This is a genomic window from Paenibacillus taichungensis (genome assembly GCF_013359905.1).
Classification (GTDB): domain Bacteria; phylum Bacillota; class Bacilli; order Paenibacillales; family Paenibacillaceae; genus Paenibacillus; species Paenibacillus taichungensis.
Genome location: NZ_JABMCC010000107.1, coordinates 15043 through 37663, shown reverse-complemented (window position 1 = coordinate 37663; position 22621 = coordinate 15043). Strand labels below are relative to the sequence as shown.

23 protein-coding genes are annotated in these 22621 nt (G+C 35.9%); 9 read left to right on the top strand and 14 right to left on the bottom strand.

Going from position 1 to position 22621, the window contains the following annotated elements:
* Positions 1 to 265 precede the first annotated feature (265 nt).
* Complete coding sequence (locus tag HP548_RS12075) at positions 266 to 1111, bottom strand: restriction endonuclease (RefSeq protein WP_175381759.1); 846 nt, start codon at positions 1109 to 1111, stop codon at positions 266 to 268.
* Positions 1112 to 1434: 323 nt separating this feature from the next.
* Here HP548_RS12075 and HP548_RS12070 point away from each other — a divergent pair, with 323 nt between their 5' ends.
* Complete coding sequence (locus HP548_RS12070) at positions 1435 to 2340, top strand: hypothetical protein (RefSeq protein ID WP_175381758.1); 906 nt, start codon at positions 1435 to 1437, stop codon at positions 2338 to 2340.
* Positions 2341 to 2825: 485 nt separating this feature from the next.
* Here HP548_RS12070 and HP548_RS12065 read toward each other — a convergent pair whose 3' ends face one another.
* Positions 2826 to 3008, bottom strand: a complete 183-nt coding sequence (locus tag HP548_RS12065) for an aspartyl-phosphate phosphatase Spo0E family protein (RefSeq protein ID WP_175381757.1) — start codon at positions 3006 to 3008, stop codon at positions 2826 to 2828.
* Positions 3009 to 3286: 278 nt separating this feature from the next.
* The gene (locus HP548_RS12060; RefSeq protein ID WP_246318037.1) at positions 3287 to 4687 is read right to left on the bottom strand and encodes a helix-turn-helix domain-containing protein; all 1401 of its coding nucleotides are present in this window, start codon (positions 4685 to 4687) and stop codon (positions 3287 to 3289) included.
* Between the two features lie 416 nt (positions 4688 to 5103).
* Here HP548_RS12060 and HP548_RS12055 point away from each other — a divergent pair, with 416 nt between their 5' ends.
* Entirely contained in the window at positions 5104 to 5925 is an 822-nt protein-coding gene (locus HP548_RS12055; RefSeq protein WP_175381756.1) for a hypothetical protein, read from the top strand.
* A 274-nt stretch (positions 5926 to 6199) separates the two neighbouring features.
* A complete protein-coding gene (locus HP548_RS12050) occupies positions 6200 to 6667 on the top strand; it encodes a hypothetical protein (RefSeq protein ID WP_175381755.1) in 468 nt (155 codons plus the stop codon).
* A 119-nt stretch (positions 6668 to 6786) separates the two neighbouring features.
* Here HP548_RS12050 and HP548_RS12045 read toward each other — a convergent pair whose 3' ends face one another.
* Both HP548_RS12045 and HP548_RS12040 read right to left on the bottom strand, forming a co-directional pair.
* Positions 6787 to 7596, bottom strand: coding sequence for a peptidase (locus HP548_RS12045; protein WP_343054825.1), 810 nt, complete (start codon positions 7594 to 7596; stop codon positions 6787 to 6789).
* A gap of 403 nt (positions 7597 to 7999) precedes the next feature.
* Complete coding sequence (locus HP548_RS12040; protein WP_175381754.1) at positions 8000 to 8476, bottom strand: L,D-transpeptidase family protein; 477 nt, start codon at positions 8474 to 8476, stop codon at positions 8000 to 8002.
* 482 nt (positions 8477 to 8958) lie between these two features.
* Between HP548_RS12040 and HP548_RS12035 the strand changes: the two genes are divergently transcribed.
* Entirely contained in the window at positions 8959 to 9576 is a 618-nt protein-coding gene (locus tag HP548_RS12035; RefSeq protein WP_175381753.1) for a hypothetical protein, read from the top strand.
* Between the two features lie 7 nt (positions 9577 to 9583).
* Here HP548_RS12035 and HP548_RS12030 read toward each other — a convergent pair whose 3' ends face one another.
* Both HP548_RS12030 and HP548_RS12025 read right to left on the bottom strand, forming a co-directional pair.
* Positions 9584 to 10429: a tyrosine-type recombinase/integrase gene (locus tag HP548_RS12030; RefSeq protein ID WP_175381752.1), complete on the bottom strand. Its 846-nt coding sequence runs from the start codon at positions 10427 to 10429 to the stop codon at positions 9584 to 9586.
* A 167-nt stretch (positions 10430 to 10596) separates the two neighbouring features.
* On the bottom strand, positions 10597 to 11244 hold the full coding sequence (locus HP548_RS12025; RefSeq protein ID WP_079696822.1) for a hypothetical protein: 648 nt from the start codon (positions 11242 to 11244) through the stop codon (positions 10597 to 10599).
* Positions 11245 to 11385: 141 nt separating this feature from the next.
* Here HP548_RS12025 and HP548_RS12020 point away from each other — a divergent pair, with 141 nt between their 5' ends.
* A complete protein-coding gene (locus HP548_RS12020) occupies positions 11386 to 13512 on the top strand; it encodes a type IA DNA topoisomerase (RefSeq protein WP_256863750.1) in 2127 nt (708 codons plus the stop codon).
* Positions 13513 to 14303: 791 nt separating this feature from the next.
* On the top strand, positions 14304 to 15266 hold the full coding sequence (locus HP548_RS12015) for a hypothetical protein (RefSeq protein ID WP_079696820.1): 963 nt from the start codon (positions 14304 to 14306) through the stop codon (positions 15264 to 15266).
* Between the two features lie 53 nt (positions 15267 to 15319).
* On the opposite strand, the gene HP548_RS12010 is transcribed toward HP548_RS12015, so the two are convergent.
* The 4 genes from HP548_RS12010 to HP548_RS11995 all read right to left on the bottom strand — a co-directional run bounded on the left by HP548_RS12010 (position 15320) and on the right by HP548_RS11995 (position 18213).
* Positions 15320 to 16666 (bottom strand): FtsZ/tubulin family protein, encoded by a 1347-nt coding sequence (locus HP548_RS12010; RefSeq protein ID WP_079696819.1) that lies wholly within the window; start codon positions 16664 to 16666, stop codon positions 15320 to 15322.
* Positions 16667 to 16718: 52 nt separating this feature from the next.
* Positions 16719 to 16940 carry a hypothetical protein gene (locus HP548_RS12005; protein ID WP_175381751.1) on the bottom strand — a complete coding sequence of 74 codons (222 nt, stop codon included), beginning with the start codon at positions 16938 to 16940 and terminating at the stop codon, positions 16719 to 16721.
* 3 nt (positions 16941 to 16943) lie between these two features.
* On the bottom strand, positions 16944 to 17312 hold the full coding sequence (locus HP548_RS12000; RefSeq protein ID WP_079696817.1) for a hypothetical protein: 369 nt from the start codon (positions 17310 to 17312) through the stop codon (positions 16944 to 16946).
* A gap of 730 nt (positions 17313 to 18042) precedes the next feature.
* On the bottom strand, positions 18043 to 18213 hold the full coding sequence (locus HP548_RS11995) for a hypothetical protein (RefSeq protein ID WP_175381750.1): 171 nt from the start codon (positions 18211 to 18213) through the stop codon (positions 18043 to 18045).
* A gap of 162 nt (positions 18214 to 18375) precedes the next feature.
* Here HP548_RS11995 and HP548_RS11990 point away from each other — a divergent pair, with 162 nt between their 5' ends.
* From HP548_RS11990 to HP548_RS11980, 3 genes are all read left to right on the top strand, one after another.
* The gene (locus tag HP548_RS11990; protein WP_090811064.1) at positions 18376 to 18708 is read left to right on the top strand and encodes a sigma-70 RNA polymerase sigma factor region 4 domain-containing protein; all 333 of its coding nucleotides are present in this window, start codon (positions 18376 to 18378) and stop codon (positions 18706 to 18708) included.
* A complete protein-coding gene (locus HP548_RS11985) occupies positions 18660 to 18890 on the top strand; it encodes a helix-turn-helix domain-containing protein (RefSeq protein ID WP_175381749.1) in 231 nt (76 codons plus the stop codon). Before HP548_RS11990 ends, HP548_RS11985 begins: the two co-directional genes overlap by 49 nt.
* 1137 nt (positions 18891 to 20027) lie before the next feature.
* On the top strand, positions 20028 to 20498 hold the full coding sequence (locus tag HP548_RS11980; protein WP_246318036.1) for an AbrB/MazE/SpoVT family DNA-binding domain-containing protein: 471 nt from the start codon (positions 20028 to 20030) through the stop codon (positions 20496 to 20498).
* 324 nt (positions 20499 to 20822) lie between these two features.
* Here the strand turns inward: HP548_RS11980 and HP548_RS11975 are convergent, their stop codons facing one another.
* From HP548_RS11975 to HP548_RS11970, 3 genes are all read right to left on the bottom strand, one after another.
* On the bottom strand, positions 20823 to 21167 hold the full coding sequence (locus HP548_RS11975; protein ID WP_175381747.1) for a hypothetical protein: 345 nt from the start codon (positions 21165 to 21167) through the stop codon (positions 20823 to 20825).
* A 226-nt stretch (positions 21168 to 21393) separates the two neighbouring features.
* A complete protein-coding gene (locus tag HP548_RS33715; RefSeq protein ID WP_281364854.1) occupies positions 21394 to 21528 on the bottom strand; it encodes a hypothetical protein in 135 nt (44 codons plus the stop codon).
* The gene (locus HP548_RS11970) at positions 21521 to 22489 is read right to left on the bottom strand and encodes a hypothetical protein (protein WP_175381746.1); all 969 of its coding nucleotides are present in this window, start codon (positions 22487 to 22489) and stop codon (positions 21521 to 21523) included. Before HP548_RS11970 ends, HP548_RS33715 begins: the two co-directional genes overlap by 8 nt.
* Positions 22490 to 22621: the final 132 nt, after the last annotated feature.

Sequence of the window (22621 nt, the reverse complement as noted above, 5' to 3'; positions counted from 1 at the left end):
TTCATTCATTGAACAGAGAGGCACAGTATTGTTTTAAATGTAGAAATTACTTGTTGAACCTATTACCATTATTTCATGTCCCTTACAAGGCAATGCCCTACAAAACATTGGATGATCTACGAAAATACGATTATAGTGTTTGCCACATGAAAAGATGTAGAAAGAAAGTATTTTTAAAACACAAATGTAAAAGTTGTTATATACTCTCTCAAACAAAATCAAATAATACATAGATTAATGATATCAGAGAATAGATCTGGAACATCTATTCTCTTTTACGCACATTACCTAATTTATCAAAGAATCTCACATCTCCTGATGTTACATCTTTCAGAATCGCTTTTGCAATTTCATCTCCTTCAATAACAACCGTTTCACTAGCAAGGGCGATTACATCATAAGTAAAATGAATCTTCAAGATTTTAAGCCTTATACCATCAGGCACTATGTAACCATTTTCAAATTCAAAGGTATGTGTCAGGTTGATGCTTTCCTCCTGATTAATTACGGGTACCTCTCTATACATATCTGAGTACGATTTAATTATATTTCCGCCTGAATCTTCAACAAGAAGTTTATAGAGATCTATTTTTATTTTTTGTGATGGACTGAAATCCTCCTGTTTGCAGTTCTCCAAAACCCATCTCTGATCATAATCAACAGTGCATCTAATATTGTCCGGAACTAACATAATAAATTCACCTGTAATGGTCTTAAATCTGCCTTCCCAGTCATCTTGATTTGGAAATCTCATTTCTTTCAATGAGATCCCATAATATTCACCGAATTTCTTAGCACCACTTTGATAACCAACCTTAGTCACAAATATTCCTTTGGTATTGTTACCTAGATCATGAAGAACTCCAAAAAAATCTCTTATTCTCCCGACAGAGACTTCAGTATTATAATTTTTACATTCCACAGCGACTCTATGTACTTCCCCAACCATTTCAAATTCCCAATAAACATCGATCTGATGATTACAACCCGAATTTCCAGTAAGTTTAACATTGTGCATAATATCAATTGTACCGACCCCTTCTGCTTTATGAAGGGTATCGTAGATTTCCTTTGCTAATAGCTCATATTCCAAATATTGATTCTCACTCATTCCCGTCTATCCCCTTTCTCTTCTACTTTATTACTCCATTGTATCATCAAAATATGATTGTAAAAGATTCCTGTAAGCACTCAAAATACTAACTCTTGCAAAAATACATTACATCTCCTCCCTCTTTTTCGTTTATCCAATATGTATATTGCGGCAATTCCTAGCTTCCGATAACGATCCCTTATCGGAAGCTAGGAATTTTTGTTCATTCCCCATGGTATTTAGCACGAATTAATGATAAAGTTAACTAAATATTATTGGTTAACCAGTTAACACACCTTATTTATAAGGTTTTAAAGGTTAACCGATTGGAGGAAAATAATATGGCCTCAGAAAAAACAAAAGGGATCAAGATGACAGAGGATGCCCTTAAAACTGTTAATGAGAGGATCGCAGCGTCTGGCTTGGACGCATATGAATGGTTAGAATCTTTAATGATACGAGAAGACGTTCATAACATGCTAGAAAAAGACCCTGCAGCTGAGCATGATCTAAAAGATTTTCATAAACATATGAATGTGATATACCATATCTTAATTCGGATGTATCAACGTGGTGCCGACACTGTAGATGACCTTAAGGAACAGACGGAGAAGGAAAAATTTCTTATGGAAGGAAAGCTTGAGGAATTAACGAAGCAACTTTCTTTAACTCAGAAGAAGCTTCATGAAAAAGAGGAAGAGTTAGCTCTAGTCCAGGAAAGTAATGATCTGTTAAGCACTAATTTGGAACAGGTCACTAGATCATTGCGAATGTTGGAAGAATTGAATAACTTTACTACCGTAGAAAACCAGAATTTAAAGAGGACGATTGAGAAACAAGAAAATGCCGTAAAAGTTGCAGAAGGATTGAAACTCGAAATCAATGAAATGAACTCTCGCCATGAAGAAGAAATGAATAATAAGATACTTTTGTTAAACTCTGTGAGTAGTGAGTTAGAGCAGACAAACAGAAAATATGAAAACCTTGAATTGCATACAAAAGAGAATGTTGCTAGAAAAGAAGCGGAACATAAAAGAGACATGGAATTACTAAGGAAAGAAGTTGAAGCTGAAGCTAAAGAGTATCTTTTAGAGGAGAAATTATCGTGGCAAGAAAAAATGAATCAAGTGATTAATGAGTTAAATACACAGAATACCAATAATGTTTCTAAGCTTCTTCAGGAGATCACACCTAAAGAAAAAATACCGGAACAACAAAATAGCGTAGACACTAGAACTGATTCCTAATTAAAACTCTTACACGGCTGTCCAACTCTGGATCGCCGTTATTTTATATATTAGTGCAAACGCTCCCTTGCTACCCCACTAACTTAAGCGACTGACTTCGATCAGAAACCTAGCGTGAATCCAACTGAGAAAGGAACGTGCTATCATCAGATATATTCAATTTTATTATTTAAGCCCCCTCGCACCAGGCTTGCCCTTAAGTTTTTACCCAACATATACTCCTAGTTGGATGAGTTAATTCATGGTCCCGCCAAATCTTCCTGGCCATGTTATCATACAGCAGGTGAATAGTATTTAGAACCTCCTCCGAAGGCCCCGTAGCCTGGGTACAAGATCCAAAAGTTTGTACTTTCCTATTCCTACCTTATGTCCTTTGAAATTCAACTGAGTACCTCAGACACGAGATCGTTAATTAGATGAAACACAATTCTTGGTAGAGGGTAATGTCATTGACCCTAGCCCGAATTTGATAATCCCTCTCTCGTTTATTCAACTTGCTTCTTCTCTTGTGCTATATCTCGATTATATAAATTTATTAAATCATCTAGTACCATCGATTGTTTAATTACTGCTGGGTGCTGAATCCCACCATGCTTCTCTACCAAGAGATGAAGATGCTTTCTGGCACGATCAATTCGTCTTTGAATATGAACTCTTTTTTTCGTCATCATCCTAATCCTCCTTTGTAATAGATTAGGGTTCACTGACAGAAAATTAAAATGTTATTTAAAGACAAAAAATGGATACCAAAAGATAGAACAAAAAAAAACCCTCCACGACCAAGGCGGGAGAGTTTAACAGACAAAAAGTAACAACCTAAAGACTTTACCTAATCATACGGAGAAGGACAGCGGAGTTGATCCCCCGTTAGATAACTTTAGACTATGTACCCCATCCATGTCCCATTGTAGATAACGCTACGGGCGCGGATACGACAATAGCAAAACTACAAAGCATCAAGTAATATATTGTTTTTCTTCGCATTGAGTTGATACACCTCGCTTGATAGTTTTTTAAATTTCTCTCTTTGTTCGAGGTTCGCACAATCTCGATGTTGTTCAAAAAGAGACATACATGTAATGATGTTCTTACTACTATTAATTTTAATCGAAATATCCAAACCTTCTAAAAGAATTTTTATTGCAGAGATATCATCTTTACCCTCATTAAAACGATATACCGCAAGTTCACCTAAGAACTGGGCGTAGCTTTCTTTCATAATAGCAGGTTTGTATTCGCCAAAATCTTTCTTGTCTGATTGATATGGTATGTATGGCGCAAAACGATCCAAAATGTTATCTACATTTAGTCTGTAAAAATTTGCGGCTTGAACAATATGTCTTACAGCTACAAAAATCTCTTCTTCACGGTAAGACACATAATCAGCGTATTCATTAAGCACTCCCACGTCCCCGGACATTAAACGGTAAAGATACGTATTTGCAACTGCCCACTCTGAAAATTGTTCGATAATTTGTTTAGCTTCCTCATCGTTCTCCTCAATCCAATTATGCCCGCTACCATATAGCGTTACGAACTCTAATGCTCTCTTGTAGTCTCCACATTCTTCACAAGCTGTAGATCTAGCTAGGTAGGCATATAAAATATAATAGTATATAGGGCGCTCTGTCCGCTTTACTTCAGAATCTTTTCGTTCGGACTTTTGCTGTAAATTGTACTGAATCGTTGCAATACGATGTAATTCCTTTGCCACTGCATCGACTTTCGCCCATTTATGAACCATCCGATAAACATGCATCAACTGTTTTAAGGCCTCTAGTTGATCAGCCTCATCCAGACGATAGACATATAGTTCAAATTGAGCTGCTGCGCGAACATTCTCTTCTAAATCTTCACCCAAATCGATCACAAACAACCGGTAGTGACATAATGCCAGTCGTTCGGAATGTTGATATTTCTCCGTTTCACGAACACTCTTGTAAAGAATACCTGCAGCGGTATGATAATTATTGTGAAATAACTCTTCAGCTAATTCAAACAGTACCGGAACATATGAAAGATCATCCAACAGCCTGGAAACGACTTGTTCGACACAGTCTAATCGATTTAATTCAACGCAACGAACTATAAATGGCCGTATTCTTCTTATCGATATAATTAAGGAAAAACATTCATCTATGTAGTCTTCAAAGAAGTAATCCTCAGGCAGCCCCATCCCCAATGTAATAGCAATTAGTTGATTCATAGATATTGTCTTATTACCTTGGATAATCCGGCTTAACGTTCCGGAGTTAATACCAGCCTTATCAGCAAAATGAGATAGTATAACATTGTTACTAGACATATAATTGCTCAATTTTGTTCTGATCGAATTTTTTGAATCCAACTCAAACACCTCCGCACAAGAGAATCCATAAAATAGAATTATATCCCTAATATAGATAATAACAGGATTCAACCATTGGTCAACAACGCAATTGCACTTTCATTGTAATTTTTACAGAATTCACTCCCTCTTACATATCCAAACGTCCCTTTACCTGGTGTTCCACAAAACTTAAAGCACCAACTTAAACAATTATGAAATGTGTTTTGTCTGATCATGAGACTATAAAATTGGTGATTGAAACCTCATCGTATCCATTCTGATAAATTGTTTAAGCCAACTTTATCGAGGGTATTTCTAAAAAAGAAATAAAAAAAGAAACATTTTACAGTTATTTTCGTTTATATTATACATGCAGCGATTACGGAGGAAATACATCGGGTTACAGCCTCCCCCCATTGAAGGAGAGATAAATAATGAAGGTTACCAAAATTCTTTTATCGAGCGTGTTAGTGATAGGAAGCATGGCCACTTTGTCATCGATTCAAGCATCTGCTTATAACAACAGTTCACCTGTCTCAAAAATCTATATAAATTCTACATCTGTAGGCTCTTCGCTTTATCAAAGCATTCCAAAATTTAAAAAAACACTGAGCACCAATAAAATTATCTGGACTGGAAAAACCATCAAGGTGACTGCAAACACCGTAGAACAAGATAATGCTGCTACGTTTGAATCAAAAGTAATTAAATCAATTGTAATCTCAAAAGCTAAGGTCAACCAAACTATAAATACTGAGGGATTCGAGGAAAAATTGTTGGATGTGACGAGTGTTGTTGACTCATCCTCTGGGGATTGGGTAGCCATTCAAGCAGCAAAAAGTGCTGGAAGCACTCTCATTCTTGTGAACCTTAAAACGGGTAAATCAAAGAATGTAAATGATCGTCTTGTTAAGGAAGGTAAGAAAGGCATAGAAACCATCGCTTCGTTCAATTGGTCTCCTAAAGAAGATAAAATTGCAATTTCCTACGGTGACACAGAAAAGAGTTCACTAGCAATATACGATCCGAAGAAAGATACTTTTGAATATTTACCACGCGCAACGAATTATATAAGTACAGGACTTGTTCTTTGGCACAAAAATGGTAAAACACTCGATTACATTAGTGAGTACCCTTCAAACCAAAAGATTCTTTTCAGATACAATACTACAAATAAAAAGGTTAAGCCGGTCAAAAAAATCACTCAGAAAGAATTTCAGCAATTGTTGAAATTAGACAAATACCCAGAAGTGTAATTCAAAAAAGGGCGGGATATTTAGATTTCCCGCCCGCTTCTTAAATTTCTTAAGCTATGTTTTTACATACATACAATACTAAACACAAAATGCGGAGGGATAGGAAACTAACAAAACTGTCATTCGAATTATCATTCGTAGTCACTTTCCAAAAGATTACATTCATGGTACCATTGTGATAAGTATTCCACTTTGTTTCAAACATTTTTGCAAATCAATTTCAAAAGTGTCATAAAATATACCGAAATTACCAAAAGAAAGGATCGTGGTTAATATGCAAAATAAATATCGTTTTGGTGTTATCTTATCAGCTGGAATAATATTAAGTGCATCCGCTGTTTTTGCTACAAACCATGTATTGAATGCTGAGTCTGTATTAAATAACACACATATTACTGCATCGAAAGAAAAAACAGCAGGGAAATCCTTAAATGAAACATCATCAACTAAGACAGCAAGTAATGAGGTTATCTATCCGATTAATGAACAAGGCCAGACATTGGGTGAGGGGCCGTTAATGCCAGGCAAAACGCAAGAACCCGATCTAATAAAGGCCGAGAATGAGAATGGCGTACAAGGATACATTAAAACCTCTGATTTAGAATCAGGAGCCACTTCTCCAGAAGAAGCTTTGGATTATCAAAAATCCAAGGATTCATCGGAGTTTAGATACATCCCATTATACAAATCAGACGGTAAAACAATTATTGGTGAATTTAAAGTTGGGGGTTCACATTCTTAATAAATTAGAAAAGCGAACAAATTAATTCTCAATTATTAAAAGTAAGAAGCTAAAAAAGACTATCCCAAAAGTTATTCACTTCTGGGATAGTTTTTTTGGTGCTATCTAGGGGGAAAGTTTCACTGAACCGCTTCGTAACGAGTTACTAAGTCAAATTGACCAATGATAGTAACACCATCTACTTCATACAGTGGTATAGATTTAACCGCACCATTTTCTGGATTTATTGCTAACGCTTCTTCTGGAGTAGAAATAGTCGGTTCCAGATCACTAGATTTTACAAATCCCTTTAATCCATTCGTACCGTATGCCTCAATTAAATCCGGGTCAACTCCAATGGTTTCTGCCGATAAACCAGATCCAAACGTCTCTCCATTCGCATTTACATTATACTCTGTTCGATTTTGAACTTCTTGTATATACACCGGTGTCTCGGTATCCACCAACTCTTCAGAACGCAACGTACTCACCAAATTCTTTTGCTTAAGTATAAAATTTGGTGACTTGTAACCTACAAATTTGGTGTAACCATTCCCATGGTAAAATTCTGCAGCAGTTTGAGACCAATATGTTGCTTCTGCTTTAAGTCTATCTGAGTACACATAAAACCCAGATACTGAAGAATCATTATACGTCATACCGCTGCTTGCCTTCATAGTAGAGCCGACATACAATCGTGCATTCGCGCCCATATAACCTGAGGTAACATTATAGTCTGCCTTTACAAAAGAGACTGCCTCAACAGTAGTACCTGTTGTAAACCCACGATCCCAAATCTCTGATGTAAACTTATATGTAACGGTTCCAACCTTGCCGGCATTATACGGATCTGAAGAAACTGATGCCGAAGCGGAGTTCGTTACCAAAAATAATGATAATGCGCACCCCATTAAAAGTCCAACTGATTTCGATTTCATTAATTTTTTCACTTGTATTCCTCCTCTTAAGTTTGAGTAATATTGGATTGTATGTAAATTTTCATTAATCCCATTATGAAGGTACCTAAACTCTCATTCGAATTAAAACTACCAATTCAAGCCTATAGTACTAACCATACAAATATGGGTTCTTCCATTAAAATATACTTTAAATATCAATTAATAACTTTTGATGCCTTTAAATAGAATATTTTTCCTATAAACAATATTAACACATTTGCTTTTTTGGTCAATCTATATTTTTTTATCTGAATAATACTCTGCTATGACAAGAGAGAAAAATATCCTAATTTACAACAACAACACCCATTCTAGTTTTCTAGATGATGGGTGTTGTTTAGTTTTTACTAATTTTGATGAAGATGATTCCATTAATCAATCACTATTACTTAGTTTAAATTTCGTTTACTGTAATTTTACCGGAACTTCCGTGCTTCACTAGGACATCAATCAGTGCTTTTTGATCATCATTCGAAAGTCTAATGCAGCCGAATGTTGGACGAAGCGGATACCATGGCAGGGATGTATTTGTTGCTGGAGCTCCACCATGTATCATAATCTCACTGCGACCGTTCTTTTCGGCAGTTAGGAAATTACCACTAACAGCTTGATTCAACCAAACCCGCTTATGAGGGCCATAGGATGACTCCGGACTACCCTTGTCGTAAACGACTGTCTTAGCCACACCTGTTGGAATGTTAGCATTTTGAAGCCGCCAGTTGGTGTGATCATTCCCGTTCTTCGGATCATCTGAACCACGGCCTAGGGCATCTTTGGGACCGAAAACCAAAGTACCACTATCAGAATACACTTTCAAAGTACCTTTGTTGTCGCGATTGGCTGGAAAATTTGCAATAATGTGATAACCCATTGTTAAACGCCTCCATTAGTATAATTGAGCGGATATGATGGAGTTTACAGACACTTGAATGGCTCCACATTCGTACTGTGTATGTATCATCTCTCTCTCACTTATAAGGCAATTTGAAACATCAAATAACAACCACCCTTCAAAACAATTTGAATTCATCAAAAAAAGACTATGTCTTTTTCAAGACGCAGTCTCCTTAGTCAAACGTACTATATCCCCCAACTGTACATTCCATCTATATGTTCAGCACTTTATTTAATAGGCTTAAGTGGTTTACGCAATCCTAGTTGTTTTGAAGATTTTTTTGCCAACAACGCAAATTTCAAAGCAGTGCTTTCCAACGTTTCATCTTTCTTCATAAGAGATCTCCTTTTAGTAAACTGTATCAACATTCTTCCCAAGAACATCGAAACTATACATAATCTTCGAAAAAAAATAATAGATATCAAAGTATACGATGTTTGGGGAGGTCGAACTTTAGTATGAGGCCACTAAGCAAAATTGATTTATTGTCTAAAGGGTTACATGATCTAGCTGAGAACAAAAAGGGTCTACATTCATACTTGTTAGCAAAATTCGAAAAATACGCACGTAATGAGTTACACATCCAGTTACCACGCTATGAGGTATTACGCGCAAACTCTTTTCTTGATGATGTAATGGAATTAACAGATCATACGATTCATTTAACTATTGAAGATCTCATAGCTCTACTCTATCAACAATTTTTAATCCAAGTAAGAAGCACAGCTAAGTTCTCTACACTTGGCCAAAAAATACTGAATAAAAAAATAGAACTAGCTGAGAAAGAACATAGGATAGTTACTTCTTTCGAAGAGGTGAATCCTAATCACTGGGCACTTGTTGAAAAGAAGATACCAATAAAAATGAAATCCAAACAAATCACAGTCGAATTTCACAGGAAGTATATAGAACGTGGTGAAATATTTCTGTATGACCTTATCAAGATCTCTCCCAAATTTGATATGACTCTTGAAGAATTAATAAGTATCCTGGTTATAGATTTTGTTCACGAAGTTGAGAAAGGAAATAGCAAAAAGGTTATGGAGCAAATAATTAAGTCGTTAGAACAAACGTAGTTCTTATCTATAACCGTTCAGGAGGCTTCCATTGATCAATACCTAATAAGGCAGCAACATCTTCGCGTGTGAAGCCTTCTTCAAACTTATTATTTGCATACGTATTTCTTAGTATTCTGGGATATACATGTACTCCAATATCTTTGCTTATCTTCTGAAAAATAAATTGGATCACTCGTTGAGATAATGCTGATCCTTTGCTTGTAGGGAATAAATAAAAATTAGGTTCCGCTTCTTGGTGCATAGATGCTATGTACTCAAGTATTGGTTTGGCGTCTCCAAAGTGAATGATTACCTCTCTTTTTCTATCCATCCCATTTACGGTAACAACCATCCGATCAGATAGGATTTCTATATTCGATAATCTTAAATTTTGGAATTCACGGGCTGTCAAGCCGCCGTACAAACACATGGCCGTTAATGCACGGTCTCTAGCTGCTTTCTGCACTTTAGTAATAGGTTTTGTTAATAACCAATCATTTAGTATTCTTTGATCAACGTCATTTAACACATCAGAATCATTACCTCTGTCTTCTCTCTTGGAACGCTTAATTTTACTAGCAGGATCTGATCCAGCAAGAAGATTATTCTGCCAAAGAAAATCAAAGTAAGATTTTAGTATTGATATCTTCTTATCTATTGTCCCAATCTCTTTACCATTTAGTTTTTCCGAAGCTATGTATTCCAAAAGTATTACACGACTTATTTGTATGTAATCAGTGTTTGGATAGTTTGAGTTAAACCACGACATAAAATAACTGATTTCAAGTACATATGATTTAATTGTTGCTTCTCTTCGTTTCCTTACCTCTACTAGGTAAGCACTATACTCGTCCTGCGCGTAAAAATTCATGTCCTCCTCTCCTCTCCGTTTTTTTGTTGACATGTTAATTTTAATACATTCTCTTCATTTAATCGAGTAACCTATTATCGATATAAAACAATATTCACTCAGAAATAAAAAAGACACCAGGTTCCCATCATTGGGGAATCCGGTGTCTTCACATCAATAATAACTAATTAAATTAAGCCTTTGAAAATTGTGTTAGCAGTCCATAAAACTTTAGATCGCGTTTGTTTATTGTCTAACACTCCCTGGATGGCAGCATCCATGATTTGATAAGTCATCTGTTTCGGACCCACCGATGACAAAATTAAAACGTTAAAGATATCCCGTTCATTTTCTTTCTTATCTTTACAAATTAGAACATGTTTGTCCCAATCCATCTTACTAAGAGATAGGGTATTAATAATTTCTAGCCGAGTTAGTTTAATTTTTAATGTTCTTAACAAATATGCAACTTTCAAGAGAGCTTCCCCTGCGTGAGTTCTATCTTCATAATATTGATTTAGCTTGTTATGTAACCATTCTTGTTCTTTAGATAAATATTCTGTATCCTCCAAGCTTAGTTGTTGACGATTGATCCAATTAATAGTTAACACCATATCATCAATCAGTTCTTCTAGGGTAAGACTGTACATTTTTATGATTATTATTGCTTGTGTCCAAATCTTTCTCTGAGCCTTTCTGCGCTCTATGTCATTGCACTCAGTCGGCTCTTGTATATTCCGATAGCAGAAAGATAACATCACTGACTGAATCTTCTGTAATTTATGCATTCTCTTATCAATTGCGTATTCTACAAGCTCCGTTTTTAGTAAATCCATTTAACCCAATCTCCTCATAAGTAAATTAACTTCTAATCACTTGAAATATTCACTTAATGATACTACATTTATTAAAGATGTAAACTTTGATTTACAAAAACGTTTCTCATCGAATACAGATATAAGAACTTATTACTAAGATTGGAGCTGAATATAATAATACTTATCATTGCAGAGAAACCAGACATGGGTCGTAAAATTGGAGAAGCACTTGGAGGATTTAGCAAAGATAATGGCTATCTAAGAAGTGATAAATACATTATCACATGGGCATTCGGGCACTTGGTTGGCCTGGCAAATCCCGAAACTTACGATCCACGATACAAAACTTGGAATCTAACGGATCTCCCAATTGTACCGCACTCTTTTAAACTGATAGCGAGTGCATCATCAAAGAAACAACTTGGACTAATCAAAGAACTTGCTAAAGAGTGTACATCAATTGTGAATTGTACAGATGCAGCGCGAGAAGGCGAAGCTATATTCCGGTATATATATGAGTACCTAAATTTAAGACAACCTTTCAAACGTCTCTGGATATCATCTCTTACTAAGGAAGCAATCAGAGAAGGATTTAGTAAATTAAAAGACGGAAAAGATTATGATGACCTCTACAAGGCTGCTCGATGCAGAGGAGAAGCCGATTGGTTAATTGGTATGAATGGTACCAGGGCATTTTCAACAAAATTTGGTGGACATAACAATGTCATTAGCATTGGTCGTGTACAGACTCCTGTTCTAGCAATGATCTACGACAGACACCAGCAAATCGTTAATTTTAGAAGCGAAACATACTTCACCGTTAAAGCCACACTTCAACAAGAATCTATTTCATATACCGGCACACTACAAACAAATGAACGTATGATCGACATGAATGTAGCACAAAAAATCTCGGAAACAATCAAAGGAAAGGTTGGGCGTATTACGCAATATGATGCTAAAAATAATGAGGACAAACCTCCTCTACTCTATGATTTAGGTTTGCTTCAATCAGATGCGAATAAGAAGCTAAACTTCCCTGCAAAGAAAACATTGGAAATTGCACAGCAACTTTATGAACAAATTGAAGCGATCAGCTACCCGCGGACAAACTCCAATTATGTAGCCGAAGATAATTTGCCCATCATGCATCACATATTCGATCAATTAAAAAATACTAAGTACGCTATATACGCTACAGGCGATAAAGCATATGTAAATCCAACGAACAAGAATATATGTCGTCCGGAAAAGATTGAAGATCACCATGCTATTTTCCCAACAGATAAAATCCCAAATGACTTAACTGTAGATCAAGAAAAGATCTATTTATTAATAGTAAAAAGATTCTTAGCTCATTTTCATCCACCAGCAAAATATAAAACACATAAGATCTTTACGACTGTAGACTCACATATTTTTCAAACTAACATTAGAGAGAACATCTCACCTGGATGGAAGACTCTTTACAAAGATGAAAAAGAACATCAAGAGAAGGATAACTCAGTCGAAGAAACAGATCTACGGACCAATTTTGCATTTAATCCGAAAGAATTAGCATTTTGTATGGATTCTGAGGTGAAAAAGAATCTAACTACTCCCCCTTCCCACTATACCGAAGGTACACTGATCGATGGGATGAAACGGGCAGGAAGATCTATTCTAGATGAAAATTTAAAAGACGAAATGAGTGATATTCAATTAGGTACGCCAGCAACTAGAACTGACATTATAGAGAACCTAAAATCAAAAGAATATATCGTCGTAGATGCGAAGAAATTAAAACCAACCGCTAAAGGCAGCAGTTTAATTGAAGCTGTTAGAAAGATGGATCTGCATGTATTAGCCAGTCCCGAAATGACCGCTCTCTGGGAGCAAAGACTAGGACTTATAGCAAAAGGCCAAGCTTCTAGCAACGCATTCTCTGAACTAGTCGTCAAATTCACTCAAAAGATTGTTCAAAAGGTGAAAGAAGATTCAGCACTGGACACGCCTAAAGACGAGTTCATAAACACTCTCGGAAAATGTCCAGAATGTAAAGAAGAAAGCATCGTCGCTGACAAGTCTTATTATAAATGCAGGAATTCGTGTCAGATTAGAATCAACAAAATACAACTGGGTAAAGAATTAACTTCAAAAAACCTTCTCGATCTACTCAGTGTTGGAAAAACGGCAGCTATAACCTTCAAAAGTTCAAAGGGCAAAGGAAATTATAAAGCTAAATTGCTTCTCGAAGGTTCCGAAAACGGTAGATTACAAATAGAATTTGTTAAAACTAAGAAGTAATATTGAAATGGTGTGAAGGTGTGTGATTCTCTTTTTCGTCTACACAGCCTTCACACTTTTTCATTCGTAGACATCGTTGTATTAGATTTAATAAAATAATTGTAGACGTAGATATATATCTACAATACATATAAATTTTTATTCTTCGACTGATTTCATCATCAAAACCACATCTATTCCGTATAAAATATCCACAGAATTCAATCTTCGATTGATATCCATTCTCCAGAGCCAACATCCGAACCGTAGTTAGTCATCTACGTAAGATCACTACATAAATGGTCGTAGAGATTTTTATTGAATAAATAATCATGTATGCATAAACCGTAGATAGAAATTAAACATTCATTCGTAGTTGTAGAATCAAACTGAGCTTAGTATCGGATTAAAATCTACAAAACTACATTGCCTACATACATTTTACTCTTGAACGGATAGCGCCATAGTCCCCAACCCGTTATAGAAAAGATCGTAGTCTACATTTAATTTATATAATATAATTCATCCGTAGACTTTTCCTACGATGAAACACGAACCAATCCATCATGCTTTACAGTCAATTTTATGCCTTATTCCAGTGTGAACCCAGCGTAGATTTCCATCTACATGCGTTTTTACATAGTCTACGAGTGACTCGCGATTGAAATTTATCGTAGAGTATTATCTTTCGTAGAATCACAGCAATAAACTGGACGTGGACGTAGTCTTTGATATAAAATTGTAAACAACAGCTTACATATGCGGTCTGCATGCGCTATTAAGCCAGCTTGATAGGGTAGGAGGGGTTTCACTTGAAAGAATTACCAGGAAGAAGCGTAACTAACTCAGAGCACGAAACTAGCGACTCCAACAACATGGATGATGCTTTAAAACCAAACACTCTTGAGGCAGAACTTAAAACATATCTAGAAGAGTCCGACATCTTATATAAATATGTTAATCATGATTCATACCCAATAGTAACTGCTGATATACTTAAATTGGATCAGTCATCAAGATATGCCACAGCGGATGTAGCAGAAATATTGCAATCCTACGATTACTTGAAAACAACTACTGGAGAAAACCAGATAGATGATGCAAGATTACGTTGGTGGCTAAATGCAAAAAGGGAAGACAACTTAATTGACTATTTGAACATACAGAAAACAGGTAATTCATGGACCTGGGATGTATACGCAATTGTTAGAGCTAAAATCGTTAGTATTTTAAGATATTGTCATAAGTACTCTCAAAAGGACATTAAAGTGATGGCAACTGGTCTATCCATAAAGTCATCAGCTCGTATGGCCCCAGAAACCATTGTTTCAATGGTTAAATCTGGCGAGATCCACAATATTGAAAGCTTTGATGCACTTAAGAATACTATAATAGCGTATGTTGAATATAATGAGAAAAGATTCGAGACCGAAATAACAGAAAGCGTCGAATTCATAGGAACCGAATTCAGAAACCTTTCAGAAGAACACAATGAGTTAAAGGAAAGACAAGAACAATTGGATGAGAGCGCTAAAAAAACAAATGAAATTTTAGCACGAACCCTTGAAATGGATCTGAAGTTAAAAGAGCAGCAAGTGAAAAGAATTCTACGTTTAGAAGCAACAGAATCATGGAACAGTAGGGGAGTCTTTAAGAATCTTCTTTCATCCCAGTCGGATAAAGAAGCATATATACAAAAATACATTGAAGAGGGCATGAAAGAATTCGCATACACGAATCAAGAAAGTGCAACATCTAGGGAGATAATTGATTAGCAACAATAAAAAGCGACTCATCCATTGATGAGTCGCTTTTTTTAGTCTAAAAATTAAAAATCCAAGTCCTTTAGATCAGAAATATCAAAAAGTTTTGCAGTCTTGCTTTCATCATTGTTCTCATTTAGATCTTCAAAAGTCATGAGTCCCGAGTTAGTTTCAGTATTATTGTTCGAATCGATGGAGAAGAAGTCATTGTAATCACTTAATGATGCTGCAGATTGTTCTCTTGATAATCTTTGTTCTTCTTCAATCTTCATCCAATGATCCCGTTCTTCCTTTAATTCTTCGATCCGTAAAGGAGGATTCGCCACCACAGCAAGGCCATATAAGAGAATTTCATTTTGCAATCTCTCGTTACGCGCAATCGCGTGATTGACTCGTGTATCAAGAATCTCTGACGTGTCTTTATAAATATCATCTGCAATCTGAGGAGAAATTTTACGGTTACTTGGATGAATGACGGCAATAGCGCCGGTCAAAACATTTTCAAGTTTATAATTAGCCAGCACTTCGTTTCGCTTGTAGAGATTCTCAATCTCGGCCTTATAAATCACATCATCAGAGAGGGGGATTGAGCGTTTCGAGATCGATAGCCAACCTGGAGTAGACCAAGTAGATAGCAACTCAGTTTTATCATACACTGAGCGACCCTCAAGCAATGGAAGAGCAGATGTGTCAAACAGCGTGGATGCCACTACTAAGTTAGTATATGAACGTGCATCGACACCCGCCATACGATCTTCATTTTCGTAATAATCCTTCAGTTTCTCATTATCAATCACCAAGGCTGAGCCCATTTTCCCCTTAGACATCAGATCCTGGATTACATTGATTCCAGCTAAAGCATTGTCTCTAAAGGCAACACCACGTTCGTCTGATGAAGGGAGAGAGCATATAACACCAAGTGGTATCTTATCGCCCGGTAATTTCTTTCTCTGACGGACCATTGAAAGAATCTCCATGATAACTTTCAAAGCTCCGTTACCACTACCACCACCCAATGACACTGTAACCCATACGAAATCTGCTAATTGAACTGCCTCTTCAACAGCAACTTTTTTGTATAAATCAATATTTTCCTTCGCAATCTCAAATCCGAGACGTGCATTTTTATCTGTTCCCTCTAAGCCGACAAGTCGCTTAGATTTTGTTTCAATTCTTCTTTCGTCCGGAATCAAATTTTTATGTTCATTTAAATCTGATTTGGAAGAGTTGAATAAATATGTAGGGTGCCCGAACCTAGATAACTCAGCAGCCATTCTACCGCCACCCTGACCTAATCCAATTATAACTTGATTCGGGAGCCTTTCCATTTCAGCCTGTATGCTCTCGCTAAATACAAATGGAGAAAGCATTTTTCTCATAAATCCAAGATTATTTAAATCCATTTTGCTCATATCGAGTTCAACCCTTCCTTACTTCAATTTTTATTTAAGACAAATTTCAGTTCTATACGGTTGCATTTCTGCTGACAAAATGCTTTATCACAGCTGCAATTTCTGTTTCACTAGGAACTGATACAACATGTTCGAGTAATTCAGATTTAGAAGTGCTGAGGAAATGAGTAGGTTGTCCTCTAAAATCAGCAGCAAGCCTACAGCCACCAACACCTAGACCGATAACGAACTGTTTAGGAGAGCCAATATTAATGAGCTTCTCATTAATTTCCATCGTTTATTGGTCACTCCTTTTAAGAGCTTGTTTCTTCTGTTCATTTCTTTCATTGATGACGAGGTTTAAGAGTTGCCTACCTCTATCCGTTAGAAAGTAAGGATTCATAGTGCCATCCTTATTGCTTGCTATGAACCCCTGAGCATCTAAGATCAAGATCGCATGGTCTATATAGAACCTTTTGCTGCGGTAGTCTTCTAATCTTGTCTTCACAAATCCTCGATGATCTTTATTCTCTTTTACAATCTTCAAAAAGATTGCAATAGCGAAATCATCTAATTTGCTTCTTAAGAAGGATAGAGTACGTTCACTATAAAGAACGTCGTCGTAATTATCTTCCTTTTCCCCAGGTGATACACCTCTATATTCCAACTCTCAATCACCCCCACTTATCATTCCAATTTAGAGGATTATATTGTTAATTATAGAGTACATCGCGCCATTAAGTAAAGAAAAATATAGTCACACAATTGTGTGACTATATTTAGCGACATTAACAGATTGATATATAAAGTATATCAAAAACATTGTTAATTCAGGCTTTTTCAAACCCATGTTATGCATCACATTCAAGTGACACATTTGTGTGACACAATTAAAAACGTACAAGTGTTCGTCTATTATGGAAAATCCTTTGATTTCAGCATTATTTCAAGGTTCTACAGTCTATTCTATGAAAATCTTCAGAGAGTATTCCTTAAATTCAATAATCATATCGAAGTTAAGCTAAGACTGTAATTAGTCTACGATCTACGATCAACGGTATTTTCGATTCTTGTAAGCATTCTTTATAAGCCCGCCTAATCAAGTGAAGTTTGATACAAATTCCATTTCTAACAATTTTGTAATGAAACTAGTGACACATATTCATCGTAAACGCTTATATTACAACGCTTCCAAATATTCCATATTAAATTAATTTAAGTATATTCGCTGTTAAGTCCTAAAAGCACTTCGTATGTTAAGAGTATGAAAGGTGGTGAGTAAACTTGTAATTACCACAGGCTATTCTAAGATAATTAGTTCATGTCTGAGACAAGGACCAAAAAGAACCGATTGATGTCCAAACACCAATCGGTAACTAACTTACACATGTAGAAAATCATTGCTGATTTTTTTGATCTTTAATTAGAGTCATCAATTCTTTAAGAGTCTTGTCTAAAGTATCAAATTTTTCTTTGATGTTATCCATCAAATATTTCAGCAGCATAAACGTAATTACAATAGGAAACCCGAAATTTGGTACCAACTGGATTAAAGTTTCAATGTCCATTCCCTCCCCTCCTTCTTATAAATAAAGGTAATTATGAGAGTCATTTTACAACTTTTAACTGGATGAATTATACATTATAAAGTAAAATAAAATAAGAACATTTGTTCTTGTTGGTTGTTAAATACTTCCGTTTTTTACCTTATATATAGAGGGGTGATCTAAATGGAAATGACAAAAGATATGTATAGCTCTGAGCTAAAGAAAATAGCATGGCGATTGCAATATCGTTGCAAAGTCTCTGCTAACAAGGAGTTTGGTATGGTATTTGATATCAACTCCATTGAATCATTTGAAAGTTCTTCTGTTTCTAAGTTTTTTGTTCAAGACATATTTAACCTTATCAATAACGAAGTAGGAAAGAAGATAATCCATGCCATATACCTTGATGGGAAATCTGAAAAGGAAGTTGCTCTTGAGCTGCAAATCTCACAACAGGCGGTGAACAAATGGAAAAAGAAGACGTTAAAAATGTTGTCAATGAAACTGAGTTCATAGGATTGGTTGAACTCGCTAGGTCGGGAGATCAAGATGCTTTCATGAAAATCGTTGATATTTTTGAAGATGAGATGGAGCAGCTTGCTAAGTACATTAAAATGCCAAAAGAGGATGTCATGCAATCACTTAAACTTGGACTCCTAGAATTAATCGTCAATCAACACCAGCATAAATTAAGATAAGGCAGGGGAGAGGAGGATAGAATTACCGTCGCTAAGCTGTACATCTTTGGTGTATAGCTTTTAACATTTTTACATAGTAACCGTTCAAAACTGTGGTATAAATCATTAGAAATAACATATGTAAATAATATTGAGCAGTGGTAAGGTAAAATTGAGGAGGGACCATACAAGTTTAAACCTTTGTTGCGAATCATCCGTACACGAGAGAGGGAAGTGACTCCATCGTTTGTTACCAAGAGGTGAGTAGCAGGAGAGTTTATCTGGTTTCACTTATTTACTGGATCGTCATCCTGAGACGATGCTATTCAAAGGCTAAACACTATTACTGAGACTTGTGTCAAAATACCTCGTATGTCTTAACCCGGCGCGCATGATGTGTTTTTGGACATCTTAGATCTCACGAACCCAATCATTCTAACGTAAGATTTTAGCCGTGTTCTCTTTACAGTAAACTACGATCGTCGGTAATAGTCGATGTTAATGATAATTAAGTATCATGAGCCAGGGTCTCTTCTAATTCCATTCCACATGATATTTTCAATATATAATACTTGCTGACTTTTTAGGTAGCAAGTATTTTTATTTATACTTTCTTATATTCTTCATCTAATACGAAGATTGATGCTTAGGAGTTAAAAAAGGCTTAATCTTTGTCAGAATGGTAGGATGTTTAATTCGAAATGCCCCGTAAAGCTTTCTTCAGTAACGCCATCTAAAAGCAAGTCGAATAACGTTATCTTATTCACTCTGGAACATCGTTTCTTTAAAGCTCCAAAGCCGCGTTGAAAAATAACTTTCAGTAGCCCAAACTTAAGATGAAGAAGGGAGAGCTATTACCCTCGGTATGAAAACAATACTGCCCAAATGTGCAGACTCTGTTCGAGTGGATTAAACATCTGTTTCGTGTATCATAACAATTTCAATTTGGTTCTTTAAGTAAAAGAGTCCTAACATTAAGAGCCAAAGTTATATTAAGACATTATCATTAGTTTTTGGATTACCGGTTGTACCCGGATCGCTCCCCCTCAATATTCTATATGTATTCTTACAATTATCATTCACTATATATGATACAAATATATATATCTAAGGAATTTAATGGTATATTGTGTTACAATGGAGAAGGGGGGGAAGTTGATGAAAAGCACAGGGATCGTCAGAAAATTGGACAATTTGGGACGAATCGTCCTTCCGAAAGAATTGAGAGACACAATGGAAATAGAAGAGAAAGATCCTATTGAGTTTTTTATAGACAACACTAGAGGAACGATTGTGTTAAGAAAGTATCAAGACCGCTTATGCATTTTTTGTGGTTCGCCGGACAATCTCTTTCTATATAGAGATAGGTTGATTTGCCTATCTTGTTCGGTATTATTCTCAAATGAAGGATCAAAGCAAACGAGTACTCATGCCTACATACTAAATCAGGATACTCAAACAGAAGTTAAACAAGTAAGAAGAAAAGCTAACTCTATGGAACGTTTACTAATTTTACTTAAAGAGAATCCCAAAGCTTCTCAGAAGGAGCTATCTAGACTGCTAGATCTATCACAGGGTAGGGTAAGTCAGTTACTGAAAGAAGTAAAATCAAAATCAATAGAAGTGTGAAGGTACTCTGACTAAGAAAAAGATCCACTCGCGAATTTATAGCGAATGGATCTTTTTGTTTTTATAGATTCATCTTCATATCTGAAAAGACAAATCATTTAATTATTAGCCAATTTCAGTTAGAGCTGAGAGAAGTATAAATCCCGAATATTTTTCATCTAAAGTCTCAACACGAACCTATGTTACTCCGTTCTCTTAAATGGCCAATTTTAACAATTCGCCTTGCTTAAGAGGAGTTTTCAAGTTATAGGCATTGAAAAACATCAAATTTCGTGAAGTCAAAGCAGCCCTTTGAAGATCTTGAATGAATCTCTTCAATGGTTTTTAATTGTCCGCTGTCAGAGAAGAGAGTAAAACATAGCCCGCCTCAATACCATTTGGATTCAGGAAAAATCCCCATGTTTCTCCGTTCACAACAACAGTGTAAGAACCACCCTGTAATTTATCTCCCGGGTATAACGAGAGTACATGTGCACCAGTTCGTGATGGGGTAGCTCTCATATTAGCGTTTGTGTTAACTGTCCAATATTTTGTTACTGTGGCACGTGACTCGTTAAAGTTCTGGGTATCAGGTGTTACGCTATTATTCATATATTCCGAAGCGAATGCCCCTGTTACTGGAAGCGATATTGCAGCAACTAAAGTAACAGCTATCATCTTTTTAAACATGTTAAAGTCTCCTTTTTTGACAAGATAAAATATGTAAAATAATAGTATTATCCTTTCTATTTACTATTCACCTTTTAAATGTAAACTAGTGAACACACATAATATACCATATAATGTAACAAAAAGGTAATGTCAAAACTGTGACATGTTGTTAAACTTTTAACTTATCAAAATCAAACAAAAAGAGCACATAATCTGCGTAGGATTAGTGCTTTTTTTGTTTGTTTTAAACCAATTCTTCTCTAAATTGATGAACAATTTTGCACATACCAAATATTGCAATTGCAATGATGAACAGTACAAACATAGTTGGGATTGAGAAGGCTTTACCTCCACCCAGAGCTATTCCGATGTTATCCATTGAATCTCACCTCCTCTCCAGAAGCGGGACTTAAATCAGATACTATCGACTTCCACCCTTGATAAACTGAAGGTCGGTTCAAAAACTCTATTAGTCGGCAACTAAATCCGCCATTAATGAGAATTAGAATTAAAAATCTATAAATGAAAGGCTGATCAGCTAACTTCGATATATGATGATGTACTTCAAGTATATTTAGGGTATCCCCAACCCCTGGAATGCTATAAATGTCTCCATACTGTTGTTCTATTACCAACCAATATTCCTTTAATAAAGCAATTAGTTCATAGCAATCCTTGTAGTCCTGAACATTCGATGTCATAATAGCGTTCACCCAAGCATTCTTTTTAATCCAATCGTTCACATGTTGAAGTAGTGATTCTTCATGGGGTTCATCTGATAGTGTATCCTTACTTTGAATGAATTCACGAAATACTCCTGTAGTAATCCTTCCATTCAGAAACTCCTTAAGTAATTTCCCTGTTTTAAACATTGTATGTGCAGTTTTTTGAAATTCTATGTTTTCCCTAGCTAAGAACTGTTTAGACGGTCTTCCAACGTTTCTAGGCAGCTTAACTGCATTCTCCGAACGAATCATATCCATACATTCGCTCTGATCGTCAGTATACTCTGATCTATCCTCGATCCACTTTATCATCTTTGTCTGATACTCCATTAATCTGATTCGTAGCTTCTCCAGATCAACCGGGTACCCCCGCCAGAACAATACATAGATGTAATCCTGTTGACGTCTAATATTCTTGTTTAAATTGAGTTCGTTTATCAAACAAATAGCATCTACGGATCGATCATCAAATAGCTTCACTACACCGGTACGGCTTGCATTTCCTTGGCTTGTTTTTCTACCCGTAAGTAGTCCATATCCAACGTAGCGTTCAATCTTTTTATAAGTAAGCTCAATGCCACGTGATTTAGCTTGGGCTTTTAATTCCTCTTTCAACAATTATCTCACCTCGTTTTTTTCATCATAGTCTGTCTAAGTTATAAAAACAAAGGATTTGAATGGGGAAATAAGAGCTCGTATGATGCACAACTTATTCTCTTCTGAAAGATAAGTCATGCTAAGAAAAAG